General features: G+C 50.1%; 13 protein-coding genes. 4 read left to right on the forward strand and 9 right to left on the reverse strand.

Going from position 1 to position 14,343, the window contains the following annotated elements; all coding sequences use genetic code 11:
* The first annotated feature begins 33 nt into the window (after nt 1-33).
* From oadA to LG202_RS04885, 4 genes are all read left to right on the forward strand, one after another.
* Nucleotides 34-1,884, forward strand: a complete 1,851-nt coding sequence (gene oadA, locus LG202_RS04870) for a sodium-extruding oxaloacetate decarboxylase subunit alpha (protein ID WP_230347278.1) — start codon at nt 34-36, stop codon at nt 1,882-1,884.
* 108 nt (nt 1,885-1,992) lie between these two features.
* A complete protein-coding gene (locus LG202_RS04875; protein WP_230347279.1) occupies nt 1,993-2,571 on the forward strand; it encodes a Maf family nucleotide pyrophosphatase in 579 nt (192 codons plus the stop codon).
* A gap of 25 nt (nt 2,572-2,596) precedes the next feature.
* The gene (locus LG202_RS04880) at nt 2,597-4,030 is read left to right on the forward strand and encodes a DUF4139 domain-containing protein (protein WP_459724491.1); all 1,434 of its coding nucleotides are present in this window, start codon (nt 2,597-2,599) and stop codon (nt 4,028-4,030) included.
* 17 nt (nt 4,031-4,047) lie between these two features.
* The gene (locus tag LG202_RS04885; protein ID WP_230347280.1) at nt 4,048-4,737 is read left to right on the forward strand and encodes an SAM-dependent methyltransferase; all 690 of its coding nucleotides are present in this window, start codon (nt 4,048-4,050) and stop codon (nt 4,735-4,737) included.
* A 55-nt stretch (nt 4,738-4,792) separates the two neighbouring features.
* Here LG202_RS04885 and rnhB read toward each other — a convergent pair whose 3' ends face one another.
* From rnhB to ispC, 9 genes are all read right to left on the reverse strand, one after another.
* Nucleotides 4,793-5,374 carry a ribonuclease HII gene (gene rnhB, locus LG202_RS04890; protein ID WP_230347281.1) on the reverse strand — a complete coding sequence of 194 codons (582 nt, stop codon included), beginning with the start codon at nt 5,372-5,374 and terminating at the stop codon, nt 4,793-4,795.
* Nucleotides 5,371-6,507 (reverse strand): lipid-A-disaccharide synthase, encoded by a 1,137-nt coding sequence (gene lpxB, locus LG202_RS04895; RefSeq protein ID WP_230347282.1) that lies wholly within the window; start codon nt 6,505-6,507, stop codon nt 5,371-5,373. The genes rnhB and lpxB overlap by 4 nt, the downstream gene beginning before the upstream one ends.
* A 14-nt stretch (nt 6,508-6,521) precedes the next feature.
* Nucleotides 6,522-7,304 carry an acyl-ACP--UDP-N-acetylglucosamine O-acyltransferase gene (gene lpxA / locus LG202_RS04900; RefSeq protein ID WP_230347283.1) on the reverse strand — a complete coding sequence of 261 codons (783 nt, stop codon included), beginning with the start codon at nt 7,302-7,304 and terminating at the stop codon, nt 6,522-6,524.
* A gap of 2 nt (nt 7,305-7,306) precedes the next feature.
* Nucleotides 7,307-7,768, reverse strand: coding sequence for a 3-hydroxyacyl-ACP dehydratase FabZ (gene fabZ / locus LG202_RS04905; RefSeq protein WP_230347284.1), 462 nt, complete (start codon nt 7,766-7,768; stop codon nt 7,307-7,309).
* 28 nt (nt 7,769-7,796) lie between these two features.
* Nucleotides 7,797-8,849 (reverse strand): UDP-3-O-(3-hydroxymyristoyl)glucosamine N-acyltransferase, encoded by a 1,053-nt coding sequence (gene lpxD / locus LG202_RS04910; RefSeq protein WP_230347285.1) that lies wholly within the window; start codon nt 8,847-8,849, stop codon nt 7,797-7,799.
* Between the two features lie 25 nt (nt 8,850-8,874).
* The gene (locus LG202_RS04915; RefSeq protein WP_230347286.1) at nt 8,875-9,378 is read right to left on the reverse strand and encodes an OmpH/Skp family outer membrane protein; all 504 of its coding nucleotides are present in this window, start codon (nt 9,376-9,378) and stop codon (nt 8,875-8,877) included.
* 70 nt (nt 9,379-9,448) lie between these two features.
* A complete protein-coding gene (gene bamA, locus LG202_RS04920) occupies nt 9,449-11,779 on the reverse strand; it encodes an outer membrane protein assembly factor BamA (RefSeq protein WP_459724493.1) in 2,331 nt (776 codons plus the stop codon).
* A gap of 17 nt (nt 11,780-11,796) precedes the next feature.
* The gene (gene rseP / locus LG202_RS04925; protein ID WP_230347288.1) at nt 11,797-13,164 is read right to left on the reverse strand and encodes an RIP metalloprotease RseP; all 1,368 of its coding nucleotides are present in this window, start codon (nt 13,162-13,164) and stop codon (nt 11,797-11,799) included.
* On the reverse strand, nt 13,158-14,342 hold the full coding sequence (gene ispC / locus LG202_RS04930; RefSeq protein WP_230347289.1) for a 1-deoxy-D-xylulose-5-phosphate reductoisomerase: 1,185 nt from the start codon (nt 14,340-14,342) through the stop codon (nt 13,158-13,160). The genes rseP and ispC overlap by 7 nt, the downstream gene beginning before the upstream one ends.
* Nucleotide 14,343: the final 1 nt, after the last annotated feature.

Here is a 14,343-nt window from a genome sequence, read left to right on the forward strand (position 1 = left end):
ATAATTAACACCTTGAAGTGGTAGATAAAGATTATGGCAAAAGTACATGTAACCGATGTAGTTCTACGTGATGGTCATCAGTCGCTGATTGCGACCCGCATGCGCACTGACGACATGCTGCCCATCTGTTCCAAACTCGATGCAGTCGGCTATTGGTCGCTGGAAGCTTGGGGCGGCGCAACATTTGATGCCTGCGTACGCTACTTGCGTGAAGACCCGTGGGAGCGTTTGAAGAAGCTGCGCAAGGCCTTACCCAACAGTCGTCTCCAGATGCTGTTGCGTGGGCAGAACCTGCTAGGCTATCGCCACTACTCCGACGATGTTGTGCGTGCTTTCGTGCAAAAATCCGCAGACAACGGTATTGATGTATTCCGTATCTTTGATGCGATGAACGACTTGCGCAACCTCAAGGTCTCGATCGAATCCGTCAAAGCAGTCGGCAAGCACGCAGAAGGCACTATCAGCTACACAACCAGCCCTGTGCATGACATCCCTTATTTCGTTAACTTGGCAAAAGAACTGGAAAGCTTTGGTTGCGACACCATTGCCATCAAGGACATGGCCAGCCTGCTAACACCAGAGGTAACCGGCGAATTGGTCAAGGCCTTACGCGAAGCTGTCAGCCTGCCCATTCACTTGCATGCTCACGCCACCTCTGGCCTGGCCAGTATGTCGATTCAGCGTGCCGTGGATAATGGTGTTGCGATTGTTGACGGCTGTATCTCCTCATTTGCCGAGGGCGCTAGCCTGCCTACCACTGAAAGTATCGTGGCGGCACTCAAGGGCACCGAATATGATACCGGCCTCGACATCGGCCTATTGCAAGAAATTTCTGCCTACTTCCGCGAAGTACGTAAAAAATACTGGCAATTCGAGAGCGAATTTACAGGTGTGGATACCCGTGTGCTGGTTAATCAAGTACCAGGCGGCATGATCTCCAACTTATCCAACCAATTGAAGGAACAAGGCGCACTAGATCGCATGGATGCTGTGCTGGATGAGATTCCTCGTGTGCGCGAAGACTTGGGCTACCCTCCGCTGGTCACGCCTACTTCCCAAATCGTAGGGACTCAAGCAGTATTGAACGTCATGACTGGTGCACGTTATAAGTCGGTCACCAATGAAGTGAAAAACTATCTGCTTGGTCATTACGGCAAGGCACCTTCTACCGTCAATCCTGACGTGCGTAGCCTGGCTGTGGGCAATGCAGAGGTTATTGAATGCCGCCCAGCAGACCTGCTGACAGCAGAAATGGAAAAGCTGCGTAATGAAGTAGAAGGCCTGGCCAAGAGCGAGGAAGATGTCCTCACCTATGCCATGTTCCCCGATTTGGCCAAGACATTCCTGCAAGAGCGTAACGCTGGCACCCTGAAGCCAGAACCCTTGCTAGACAAGGAAGCCGTGACTTCCAGCGAATCGCACTCACGTTTTGCGCCGACTGAATTCAACGTCACATTGCATGGCGAAACCTTCCACATCAAGCTGACTGGTAGCGGTCACCATGGTGAAGAACAACGTCCATTCTACGTGTCTGTGGATGGTGTGGCAGAAGAAGTGGTCGTGGAAACACTCAATGAAATTGAGGTGTCTGGTGGTCAGGGCAATGGCGAGGCGAAGAAAAAGGCCAGCAGCAATACAGGCAGCGGCCGCCCGCGCCCATCACACCCAGGTTGCGTCACTACCGCAATGCCAGGCACCATCGTTGACGTCAAAGTCAATGTTGGTGACAAGGTCACGGCTGGTGATGCTGTTCTAGTGATTGAAGCCATGAAGATGGAAAATGAAATCCAGGCATCAAAGAGCGGCGTGGTGGTTGCAATCAACGTGCAAAAAGGCGATAGCGTTACTCCAGACGAAACCCTGCTGGAAATTCAGCCAGACTAATATCTCACTAGTCTGTCGTACAAAGCCGGCCCGGGCCGGCTTTTTTATTGGCATTTTTGCCCTCAATGAATACTACATGCCACAATGAAGTTTTAAACGCCGACTTTTATGCAATCTCTTATCCTAGCCTCATCATCACCCTATAGACGTGAACTACTGTCCCGGCTGCAAATTCCCTTTACTGTACAATCGCCTGATATCGACGAAACACCAATGGCAGGTGAAGCTCCCGAGCAAACCGCATTACGTCTTGCCCAGGCCAAGGCTCGTAAGGTTGCCGAAGCATATCCGGCAGCCTTGATCATTGGCTGCGACCAAGTTGCTACCCTGGATGGCTTGCAACTAGGCAAACCCCTGACGCATGACAATGCAGTCAAACAACTCACTTTTATGCGTGGCCGCAGCGTTATTTTTCATAGTGCGCTATGCCTGTACAATGCCAGCAACCAGCAGATGCAGGCTGAGGTTGTGCCTTTTACGGTGACTTTCCGCAATCTGAGCGACGCACAGATCGAGAACTATCTACAAAAAGAACAGCCTTATCAATGCGCTGGCAGTGCAAAATCAGAAGGCCTGGGAATCGCCGTGATTGCGAGCATGCAAGGCGATGACCCCAATGCCCTGATTGGTCTGCCCTTGATCCGCCTGATCGACATGCTGGCGCAGCAAGGCGTCACTGTCATATAACCTTGTCCCTGATTGAGGAGATTCCATGATCTTGAAGCGTACGACTATCGCCATCTGTCTAATGACCACTTTCCAGGCGCTGGCTGCCCAAGACGAGATTCGTAGCACCTTGCATGATCAGCAAAGTGTCGCTGTCACGATTTATAACAACGACCTAGCCTTAGTCAAGGATCAGCGCAAGGTGAATCTGCAATCTGGTATCAATGCCTTAGCATTGCGTGATGTCAGTGCGCAGATTCGCCCAGAAACCGCTTTGCTACGTAGCTTGAAAGGGCAATTGCAGACGCTGGAACAAAATTTCGACTACGACCTGCTCAGCCCGGAAAAATTGCTAGAAAAATATATCGGCCAGACGGTACAAGTCATTCGTACCAATCCGACAACAGGTGTCGAGACTATAGAAAGCGTAGTGGTACTGGCTGCCAACAATGGCACCGTCCTCAAGATGGGTAACCGCATAGAAACCGGCATTCCTGGCCGTATTGTCTACCCCGATGTTCCCGACAACTTGCGCGATCGCCCTACGCTGGTTACCTTGGTCTCCAGTAAGCAATCTGGCCCACAAGAGGTAGAGCTTAGCTATCTGACCCATGGCTTAGGTTGGAAAGCCGATTATGTGGCAGAACTCAATGCTGCAGAAGACCACCTGGATTTGTCTGGCTGGGTCACCCTCACCAACACCAGCGGCACCACCTACCGAGATGCAAAACTGCAATTGGTTGCTGGTGATGTGAATCGCGTTACCCCACCCCCAGCCCCCATGGCATTGATGCGCAAGAATGAATTGATGATGGCAGATGCCGCAGCTCCTGCAATGGCAGAAGAAGCCTTGCTGGAATATCATCTCTACTCTCTGGAACGCCCCACCACCCTTGCCGAAAATCAAACTAAGCAAGTTGCGCTGCTCAGCGCACAATCAGTACCTGTGCGTAAGGAACTGGTATTAAGAGGATCACCTTATTATTACCAGTCCAGCCAAGGAGACCTGGGACAAAAATTGAAACTAGGGGTTTTCGTCGAGTTTGATAATAAAGAAAGCGCCAAGCTAGGCAAACCGCTACCCAAGGGCATCATGCGCGTCTATAAACAAGATAGCCAAGGCAATGCCCAGTTCGTCGGCGAAGATAATATTGACCATACCGCAAAGAATGAAACCGTTCGCCTCAAGCTGGGCGAAGCTTTTGATGTCACCGCCAACAAAAAGCAGACTGACTTCAAAAAACTACCCAGCCCAGCCAAGGGCAATAGCCAGTTCGAGAGTGCTTACGAAATCGTTCTCAAGAATGCCAAGCCACAGCCAGTCACTGTCAAAGTCGTCGAGCCTATTCCAGGTGACTGGAATCTCCTGGCTCAGAGTCACCCAAGCACCAAGAGCAGTAGTAATACCGCTAGCTGGAACATTACTATCCCAGCCAATGGCAGCACGACACTCACTTACAAGGTACAGGTGAAGCATTGAGTACCGGCACGCTATACATGCTCCCAGTCACACTGGGATCAGACAATGTCTTGCAGGTATTGCCACAAGAGGTGATTCAACTGGCGCAAGGCCTGGACACCTTCATTGTCGAAAACGAGAAAACCGCGCGGCGTTTCCTAGGCTTGATCAAAACAGCCAAACCAGTGCGGGAACTCAGCCTGCTGACGCTGAATGAACATACGACTGACGCAGAACTCCCCGGCCTGCTGGCGCCCTTATTGGCAGGAAAGCATGTTGGATTGATGTCGGAGGCGGGTTGTCCAGGCATCGCAGACCCAGGCGCACGACTGGCAGAGCTTGCCCACAGGAAAAATATCCGTGTCGCCCCGCTAGTGGGCCCCTCTTCCATTTTATTGGCACTGATGGGATCTGGGCTCAATGGTCAACGCTTTACTTTCCTGGGTTATATACCAAGTGATAAACAAGCCAGGATTCACCGAATCAAGGAAATTGAGCGCCACTCTAGGCAACATCAGGAAACGCAAATTTTTATTGAAACGCCATATCGCAACCAGCATTTATTGGAAGATATGCTGGAGCATTGCGCCCCGGAGACCAGGCTATGCGTTGCACGCAATATTAGCCTGCCCACTGAGCTGATTCTCAGCAAACCTATTAAAGACTGGAAAAAATCAGAGCTGCCAGAACTACACAAGCAACCAACGGTATTCCTGCTGCTGGCCTGAGACTAGACTCTTCAAGCTAAACCATGCCTGAGCTTAGGCCTAGCACAAATCGCACCTAGATCAGGCCCAAGATTCTCTTGACTGGTGCGTAACTGCGCCGATGAATATCGCAAGCACCATGTTCAGCGAGTAGCTTGAGATGATGGGTGGTAGGATAACCCTTATGCTTGGCAAAATCATATTGAGGGTAACGTGCATGCATTTCGACCATTTCATGGTCCCGCGCTGTTTTCGCCAAGATGGAAGCAGCAGCAATTTCCTGCACCTTGCTATCACCTTTGACAATCCCTTGTGACGAGATGCTAATCTTTGGGCAATGCAGGCCATCAACCAGTACCTGTGTAGGCTGCACAGTCAATTGCTCAATAGCGCGCTTCATCGCCAGCAAACTTGCTTGCAAGATATTGATTTCATCAATCTCTTCAGCACTACAAGAGGCAATCGCCCAAGCCAGCGCATGTTGCTTGATCTCGATGGCCAATGCATCGCGCTTTTTCTCACTCAAGGTTTTGGAGTCAGCAAGCCCGGCAATCGGGTGCCGAGGGTCCAGAATCACGGCTGCCGCATAAACAGCGCCAGCCAGTGGGCCGCGACCGGCCTCGTCCACACCACAGATGATTACGTGATCGTTATTCATTTGATAAACGACAACACAGCCTGGGCAGCCTTTTCTTCGGTGTTCTGCCGCAGTAACTCATGCATGCGACGGAATTCGCTCTGAATATCGGCGATCTGGCTTTTATCCTTGAGCATCTGCAACAAGGTCGCCGCCAGTTTTTCCGGCACGGCATCGTGTTGCAATAATTCAGGCACAATAAAGCGGCCAGCCAAGACGTTAGGCAAGCCAACATAAGGCAGGTATTTCATGCGTTTCAATATCTGCCAGCTCAAGTTAGGCATGCGATAAGTGATAATCATGGGTCGCTTAATCAAGGCAGCTTCCAAGGTGGCCGTACCCGATGCCACAATCACCGCATTTGCGGCCTCCATGGCTCGATGAGCATGACCGAACATAATATTGATGGGTAAATCATAACCCTCGTTCGCATACAAGGCGCGCTCAAAGATGGCGCGTGTCTCACGGGTAATCAAGGGCACAAGGAACCGTGCATCGGAACGCTCTGCCACAATCAACTTGGCAGTCTTGATATACAGATCAGCCAGCTGTTGCACTTCACTCTGGCGACTACCAGGTAGCATGGCGATCACTAGGCTATCAGCTGGCAACTTAAGCTCTTCTCTGGCGCCGTCGATATCAGCCTCCATAGGCAGCATATCCGCCAATGGGTGGCCAACATAGGACACCGGCACACCAGCTTGCTTGTAGATCTCCGGCTCGAAAGGAAAGAGTGCCAGCATATGCGATACGGCTTGCTGGATTTTCTTGATCTTGCCACGCCGCCAAGCCCAGATAGAAGGGCTAACATAATGTACGGTGGGAATGCCCTGGAGCTTGAGCTTGCGTTCCAGCGAAAAATTGAAGTCAGGTGCATCGATCCCGATAAACACATCCGGGCGATGCTCAAGGAAATAGTCCCCTACCTGCCTGCGAATCTTGAGCAGACCTGGCAAATGACGCAGGACTTCAACGTAGCCACGTACAGAAAGCCTTTCCATCGGGAACAAGGTCTCTGCCCCTTCGGCGATCATCTTCGGGCCAGCAATGCCTACAAACTTAAGGTCGGGACGTTGCTTCTTCAACGCCCGGATTAAATGACTACCCAATAGATCGCCAGAAGCCTCTCCGGCCACAATACCAATGGTCGGCATGCAACACCCTGCTTCTAGCGGACAATACCGCGCGTTGAATGATTAAGGAAATCAACCAGGATATTGAGTTCTGGTGATGTCTTTTGCTGTTCTGATAACTGCTGTTTGGCTTCTTCCAGTGTCAGGCCATTACGATACAGGGTTTTGTATGCGCGCTTGATCTGCAAGATATTGTCGGCAGAAAATCCGCGTCGCTTCAAGCCTTCAGAATTAATACCATGCGGCTTGGCATCATAACCAGCAGCTGTGACATAAGGCGGGATATCCTTGAACACCACCGAGCCCACAGCAGTAATCACATGGGAACCAATCTTGCAGAACTGGTGAATCAAGGTGAAACCACCAAGAATGGCATGATCATGCACATCGACATGGCCTGCCAGGGATGAGTTATTGGCAAAAATAGTGTGATCGCCCACCAAGCAATCATGGGCGATATGTACATAAGCCATGATCCAGTTATGACTGCCGATCTTGGTTGTGCCTTTATCCTGTACGGTACCTCGATTAAAGGTACAGAACTCACGGATCGTATTGCCATCACCAATTTCCAGTAACGTTGGCTCGTCCTTGAATTTCTTGTCCTGAGGTACTTCCCCCAACGATGAGTACTGGAATATCTGATTATTCTTGCCGATCGTGGTTGGACCTTTGATCACCACATGGCTGCCCACTCGGGTACCGGCATCAATGCGAACACCCGGCCCCACAATACTGAAAGCCCCGACCTCAACGCTAGAGTCCAGCTCAGCCTTGGGATCAATAATCGCTGTAGGATGTATCCTGGGTTCTGTCATACTTAAGCAATCGCCTTCAGAATACACATCATTTCAGCTTCGGCAACGACAGCGCCATCTACCAGAGCCTCACCTTTATATTTCCAAATGCCACGTAAAACGCGATCAATGCTGACCTTGAGAATCAATTGATCTCCTGGTGAAACCGGCTTCTTAAACCGAACATTATCCATGCCTGCAAAATAATAGACAGACTTATCATTTGGCTTGGTATCCATAGTCTTGAACGACAGGATAGCAGCAGCCTGCGCCATAGCTTCCACAATCAACACGCCGGGCATCACTGGATGGTAAGGAAAATGACCAGGGAAGAAAGGTTCGTTGATCGTGACATTTTTGACAGCCACGATCTCTTTGTTTAACTCCAGCGAAAGCACACGATCCACCAATACAAAAGGATATCGGTGTGGCAGGTAATTCAGTATTTCATGAATATCCATGCTCGTCATAGCTTGTTCAGTCATGGCTTTTCTCGTTTCTCAACATCAAATATTATTTATCGTGCTGGGCGTCAGGTGCTTGCAGGGATGACAATTGCTTTTCCAATTGCTTGACCCGCTCTGCAAGCTCTCCCAGTCTCCTGATACCCGCAGCAGTCCTGAGCCACTCATCATGACTCTGGAACGGCATTAATGCCGTGTAGGTGTCCGTTTTGGTTAACGAACGTGTAATCATACTACCTGGCGACACGGTCACGCCATCAGCGATTTCAAGGTGCCCCAGGATCATGGCTGCGCCACCAATACGGCAATGTTTGCCCAGCACAGCACTTCCAGCAATGCCCACACATCCAGCGATCACAGAATGAGCGCCGATGCGGCAGTTGTGTCCGATCTGTACTAGGTTATCAATCTTGCAACCCTCGTGGATAATGGTGTCGTCGATCGCGCCGCGATCAATCGTGGTATTGGCACCAATATCCACGTCATTCTCAATCACGACACGCCCGACCTGGGGAATCTTCACCCAACGCCCATTGTCCGGGGCATAACCGAAGCCATCCCCACCAATCACACTGCCTGAGAATATGCTACAGCGCTCACCAATCACGCAGTGATGGTATAGCGTGACGTTGGCATGCAATACCGAATCTGCACCGACCTCTACCCCCTCACCAATCACACAGCCTGGATGCACTACAACACGCTCACCTAGCACCACATTCGCACCAATGACTGCGTGGGCCATGATAGTACAACTCGCAGGCACTGTCGCACTTGGTGCAATGCTAGCGCCCTGGTTAACGCCTGCCTCGTATTGAGGCTGGGGGTTTAGCAGGTCTGATACCTTGGCAAAATAGGCGTAAGGATTATCCGTGACAATTCTCGGCAAGGAGGTGATATCACGGTTCTCTGGGGTCAATATCACTGCACTTGCCTTAGTTGTAGCCAGCATGGAGCGATACTTAGAGTCGGTCAGGAAACTAATCTGCCCTGCCTGAGCATTGGCAAGGGAGGCAACGCGAGAGATATGGACATCATCCATCCCCAACACATCCCCTCCCAGCCTAGATACAATCTCCCGCAGGGAATACGACGTACTCATTGAATAAAATAGCGACGAACTGAGCTTACTTCTTGCCCAATGATTTCAATACCTTGTCGGTAATATCAATCTTTTTGTTGGCATACGCGACACCACCGTATACCACCAGATCGTAGCCCTCAGCTTCAGACACAGATGTCACTGCCTTGTTAATACGATCCTGCAACACGCCCAATTCTTCGTTCTTACGCAGGTTCACATCTTCGCGCAATTCACGTTGTTTGCGTTGAAACTCGATCTTAAGGTTGGAAGCATCTCGCTCTTTGTTGCGGCGATCAGCCTCAGACATGGTCAAGCTATCTTTTTCCAGCGCAGTCTCCAGATCACGAATCTGCTTTTGCAAGCGATCCAACTCAGTCGTACGCGGACCAAATTCCTTTTCCAGCTTCTTGCCGCTTTCCGCTGTTTGTGGCGCTTCCTGCAGGATCTTGTCAACCTGCACATAGCCAATTTTCAACTCGGCGGCCTGAGTACTGGCAGCAAAAGATAAAGCACTAGCGACCAACAGACTTTTCAACAACTTATTCAATTGACTTTCTCCTGATATACAAGCTTTTGCTTCAATAATTCAAATTTAACCAAATCATATTTAGACGAGCTTAGAACTGTTGCCCCATCTGGAATTGCAACATTTGTGTACGATCACCATCCTGTTTATTCAGTGGCTTGGCCAGCACTAACTTGATTGGACCAAATGGTGACAGCCAGCTTACCCCAACACCTGTAGAGTAACGAATATCACTGAGGCTGGTAGAGTAATTTAAGCCGGCCTCATTAATACCGTCACCCGCAATAGAACCCGCATCGACAAATGTGCTCAAGCGCAAGGCATTGTTATCCTTCATACCAGGAATTGGGAAGTACAACTCTGCATTCGCAAGTAATCGCTTGGTACCACCGGCGGCAAAATCACGATAGCCTAAACCTGTTGTGTCATAGATACGAGGGCCAATCGAGCTTTGCTCATAACCACGCACCGAGTTCACACCACCGGCATAGAAATTCTTGAAGAACGGGAAATCCTTGTTGCCATAAGTATTACCATAGCCGATCTCGCCATTGAGCATTAAGGTCACGCTCTTGCTGATATCCTTGTACCAAGCATGCTTGTATTCAAGCTTGTAGTACTGCAAATCTAGGCCAGGCAAAGCAATCTCGGAGCTGATACGCTGTAGCACACCCTTGCTTGGGAACATGATGTTATCCCGCGTATCGTGCGTCCAAGCCAGGTTAGTAAACCAAGAACTATTACTGCAACTATTCGCGTCTTCAGAACTGCTGCAATAGCGCCTGAACTGCGGAGGACTGTTACTGCTCAACTCAACATCCGTGTAATCGAACGTCAGACCTGCACTAATAAAATCACGCTCATTCAATGGCATACCGAAGTTTACACCTGCACCATAAGATGCAGTTTTGTAATCACCTGTACGCAGGTAGGTCGTGTCGACTTTGCGATGATAAACATTGAAACCACGGCTGATACCATCAGGTGTGAAGTAAGGGTCAGTATAGGTCAGCGAGTAAACCGTATTGATGCGGCCAGTATTTACCTGCGCAGCCACTCGGTTACCAGTGCCAAGGAAGTTATTCTGGTTGATGGTGACGCCCAGCACAACACCTTCAAAGCTGGAGAGACCAGCACCAAACATCACGCTACCTGTTGAGCGCTCCGTCACGTTGATATTGAGATCAACCTGATCATTGGTACCAGGCACTGCTGGTGTTTCGACGTTGACATCGGAGAAATACTGTAAACGCTCAAGACGCTGCTTGGAACGCTCGATCTTGTCCGCACCATACCATGCAGACTCAAGCTGTCGCATTTCGCGACGCAACACCTCGTCACGTGTCCGCGTATTGCCAGTTAGGTTGATACGGCGAACATAAACTCGACGACCTGGATCAATAAAGAAAGTAAAGGCAACAGTATGCTTTTCCTTATTCACCTCAGGAATGGCGTTAACATTGGAGAATGCGTAACCATCATTACCCAGGCGATCATTGATGGCTTTGCTAGATTCAGTCACACGTTGGCGATTGAACACTTCACCAGATGACACAGAAATCAGGTTACGCGCCTCTGCTTCAGGGATCAACATTTCACCGGCCAGCTTGACGTCCGTTACGGTGTACTTTTCGCCTTCGGTAACATTGATGGTGATATAAATATCACGCTTATCAGGGGTAATAGAGACTTGAGTGGAATCAATATTGAACTCAAGATAGCCCTGATTCATGTAGAAAGAACGCAATGCCTCCAAGTCGGCTGTCAGTTTCTGGCGAGAATATTGATCATTTTTATTCCACCAGGTCAGCCAGTTAGGCGTTGTCAGCGTCAGCTTTTCCAGCAATTCATCCTTCGTGAATTCCTTGTTGCCGACAATGTTGATATTGCGAATTTTGGAGACTGCACCTTCTTCAATATCAAACCTTACAGCAACGCGGTTACGCTCCAGTGGCGTCACTGATGTCTTGACCGAAGCACCATACTTACCCTGAGATAAATATTGGCGCTTAATTTCCTGCTCGGCACGATCCAGCATGGATTGGTCAAAAATCAACCCTTCCGCCAAACCAATTTGCTTTAGGCCTTCCTTCATTTTATCCGTGGGAAAGGACTTGTTGCCATTGAATACCAGTTGGGCAATGGCTGAGCGCTCTTGCACCATCACCACGACAATGCCATTGTCGGATTCAATGCGAACATCCTTGAAAAAACCCGTGCCGTAAAGGGACTTGATAGCCTGAGTGGCCTTTTCCTCGGTCATGGTATCGCCGACACGGACAGGCAAATAGTTGAATACCGTGCCAGCTTCAGTACGTTGCAGGCCTTCTACGCGGATATCCTTTACCACAAAAGGATCCTGGGCTAGTGCCGCAGTGGAATATAGAGCCAGGACAAGTAGTGGGATATGCTTAAGCTTCATGCCAAACTTCATTAAGATCAACCTGTTATAAACCTGGTTATGTCATTGTAAAAAGCAACCGCCATCAATAAAGCCAATATTGCCAAGCCTATACGCTGGCCCACTTCCATAGTGGCTTCAGAGACGGGGCTGCCCTTGAGAATCTCTATCATATAATACAACAAATGCCCCCCATCCAACACTGGCACAGGCAAGAGATTGAGCACACCAAGACTAATGCTGATCAAGGCCAGGAAGCCAATGAATGACTTCCAACCGATGTGGGCACTCTGCCCCGCATAGCTCGCAATCGTTACTGGGCCGCTCACGCCCTTCCACGATGCCTCTCCTGTCACCATACGCGCCAGCATTTTGATACTGAACACAGAGGTTTCCCAGGTCTTATCCACGGCACGGGTAAAAGATTGCAAAGGCCCATAACTGACCGTGATACTCAACTTTTCCATCAAGGCCTCATCCACCTGAAAAGCGGCGCCTATCCGGCCTATCTTTGTGCCATTTTCGTCAATAGCTTGCGGGATAACCACAGCATCCAATTCTTGCTCGTCCCTTTTCAGCCTTAGCATCAACGGCTGCTCAGGCCGCTCACGCACCAAGGTCACAAACTGTTCCCATTCAGTAATAGGCTTGTCATTAACCGCCAGTACCACATCGCCCGTTTGCAAACCAGCCTTGTCTGCCATACCATCAGGCACAATCTCCCCCAGACGAGCAGGCATAGGAGGTCGATAAGGGCTCAAACCAAGCTTCCCAAGAAAATCAGACTCGAAGTCTTCCTTCTCAATACTATCCAGCCTCAACTCCGCATCATGCTCATGCAGTGCTTCATCTCTCACCTTGACGACCACCAAAGGAGACTTGATTGCCTCTTGCAATAATATCCAGCGCACATCCGTCCAGCTGGAGACTGGCTGCCCCGCCACTGCCGTGATTAAGTCATTTTCTTGCAACCCTGCCTGGGCAGCAGCTGTCTGCACTGGAACATTGCCAATGATGGGCTTCATACCAGGTACTCCCTGCATGAATAATACCCAATACAAGAAAATTGCCAGTAACAAATTGGCTGCTGGCCCGGCAGAAACAATGGCTATTCTTTTCCAGACAGATTGTCGATTAAAGGCCCTAGCCAAGTCAGCCTCTGCGACATTGCTAGGGGATGTTAATTCCCGCTCATCCAGCATCTTGACGTATCCACCCAGTGGTAAGGCAGAAATGACGAATTCGGTATTGTCCGCGCCGAAATGCCGCCTGAATATTGGCTTGCCAAATCCAAGCGAGAAACGCAGCACTTTGACATTGCACCAACGCGCCACCTGAAAATGTCCGTACTCATGAACGGCTATCAGAATACCAAGCGTGACAAGAAAGGCGAGTAAGGTCAGCATGCTTCCAACTGCCTCCACTCCATGGCATATGCTCTCGCCACGGTATCTACCTCGATTAATTGCGGAATAGATGTCACCGCCTCAACATCCATGCGCACCAATACTGACTCAATCAAACGAGGAATATCCTGAAAACCAATCTGTTCATTGAGAAAAGCCTCAACAGCCACTTCGTTCGCTGCATTGAGAATAGCAGGAGCTGTACCCCCCTGACTTAATGCTTCGAAAGCCAGCCGTAAACATGGAAAACGCGCCATATCTGGTGCCTCGAAATCCAGCCGCCCAACCTGGAACAAATCCAAAGCCTTGACCCCGGCATCCAACCGTTCTGGGTACCCTAGGCCAAATGCAATCGGGGTACGCATATCAGGGTTGCCCATCTGCGCCAGTACGGAACCATCCACATATTCCACCATGGAGTGAATAACGCTTTGCGGATGCACAACCACCTCAATTTTGTCGGCAGGAGCATTGAACAACCAATGCGCTTCAATCACCTCCAACCCCTTGTTCATGAGGGTGGCAGAGTCAATCGTGATTTTGGGACCCATGACCCAATTGGGATGATTTAGCGCCTGCGCTGGCGTAACGGCAATCAACTCTGCAGCGCTAGCTTTGCGAAAAGGCCCACCAGAAGCCGTTAACAGAATGCGCTTTACGCCGCCATCTTCAAGGGCAGCCAAGCGAGTTGGTGGCATCACTTGAAAGATAGCGTTATGTTCACTATCGATCGGCAGGAGGGTGGCACCACCCTCCTCCACAGCCTGCATAAATAGCTTGCCCGCCATCACCAGCGTCTCTTTGTTGGCGAGCAAAATCCGCTTGCCAGCATGTGCTGCGGCTATTGACGGCCTTAATCCTGCCGCCCCTACAATTGCCGCCATGACCACATGCACCTCAGGGTGAGCCGCTACATCTTCTAAAGCCTCCACACCCGCAAGCACCTGCGTATCGGTTCCTTGCAATTGATGCTGAAGCTTCTGTGCTGCATGCTCATCAAGCATCACCGCATAGCGAGGACGATAGCGTAGGCAAAGCTCAGCCAGTTCATCAACACGAGAGTGAGCAGTCAGTGCAAAGACACGATAGCGCTCAGGATGCCTTGCAATGACGTCCAAAGTATTGAGGCCGATCGTGCCAGTTGCCCCCAGGATGGTGACATTTTGTAGCATGGGCATG

Source organism: Methylobacillus methanolivorans, assembly GCF_054588515.1.

What these genes read in the sequence shown, in the direction of transcription:
- oadA (WP_230347278.1), top strand. Translation starts at nt 34, where the DNA reads ATGGCAAAAGTACATGTAACCGATGTAGTTCTACGTGATGGTCATCAG.
- LG202_RS04875 (WP_230347279.1), top strand. Translation starts at nt 1,993, where the DNA reads ATGCAATCTCTTATCCTAGCCTCATCATCACCCTATAGACGTGAACTA.
- LG202_RS04880 (WP_459724491.1), top strand. Translation starts at nt 2,597, where the DNA reads ATGATCTTGAAGCGTACGACTATCGCCATCTGTCTAATGACCACTTTC.
- LG202_RS04885 (WP_230347280.1), top strand. Translation starts at nt 4,048, where the DNA reads ATGCTCCCAGTCACACTGGGATCAGACAATGTCTTGCAGGTATTGCCA.
- rnhB (WP_230347281.1), bottom strand. Translation starts at nt 5,374, where the DNA reads ATGAATAACGATCACGTAATCATCTGTGGTGTGGACGAGGCCGGTCGC.
- lpxB (WP_230347282.1), bottom strand. Translation starts at nt 6,507, where the DNA reads ATGCCGACCATTGGTATTGTGGCCGGAGAGGCTTCTGGCGATCTATTG.
- lpxA (WP_230347283.1), bottom strand. Translation starts at nt 7,304, where the DNA reads ATGACAGAACCCAGGATACATCCTACAGCGATTATTGATCCCAAGGCT.
- fabZ (WP_230347284.1), bottom strand. Translation starts at nt 7,768, where the DNA reads ATGACTGAACAAGCTATGACGAGCATGGATATTCATGAAATACTGAAT.
- lpxD (WP_230347285.1), bottom strand. Translation starts at nt 8,849, where the DNA reads ATGAGTACGTCGTATTCCCTGCGGGAGATTGTATCTAGGCTGGGAGGG.
- bamA (WP_459724493.1), bottom strand. Translation starts at nt 11,779, where the DNA reads ATGAAGCTTAAGCATATCCCACTACTTGTCCTGGCTCTATATTCCACT.
- rseP (WP_230347288.1), bottom strand. Translation starts at nt 13,164, where the DNA reads ATGCTGACCTTACTCGCCTTTCTTGTCACGCTTGGTATTCTGATAGCC.
- ispC (WP_230347289.1), bottom strand. Translation starts at nt 14,342, where the DNA reads ATGCCCATGCTACAAAATGTCACCATCCTGGGGGCAACTGGCACGATC.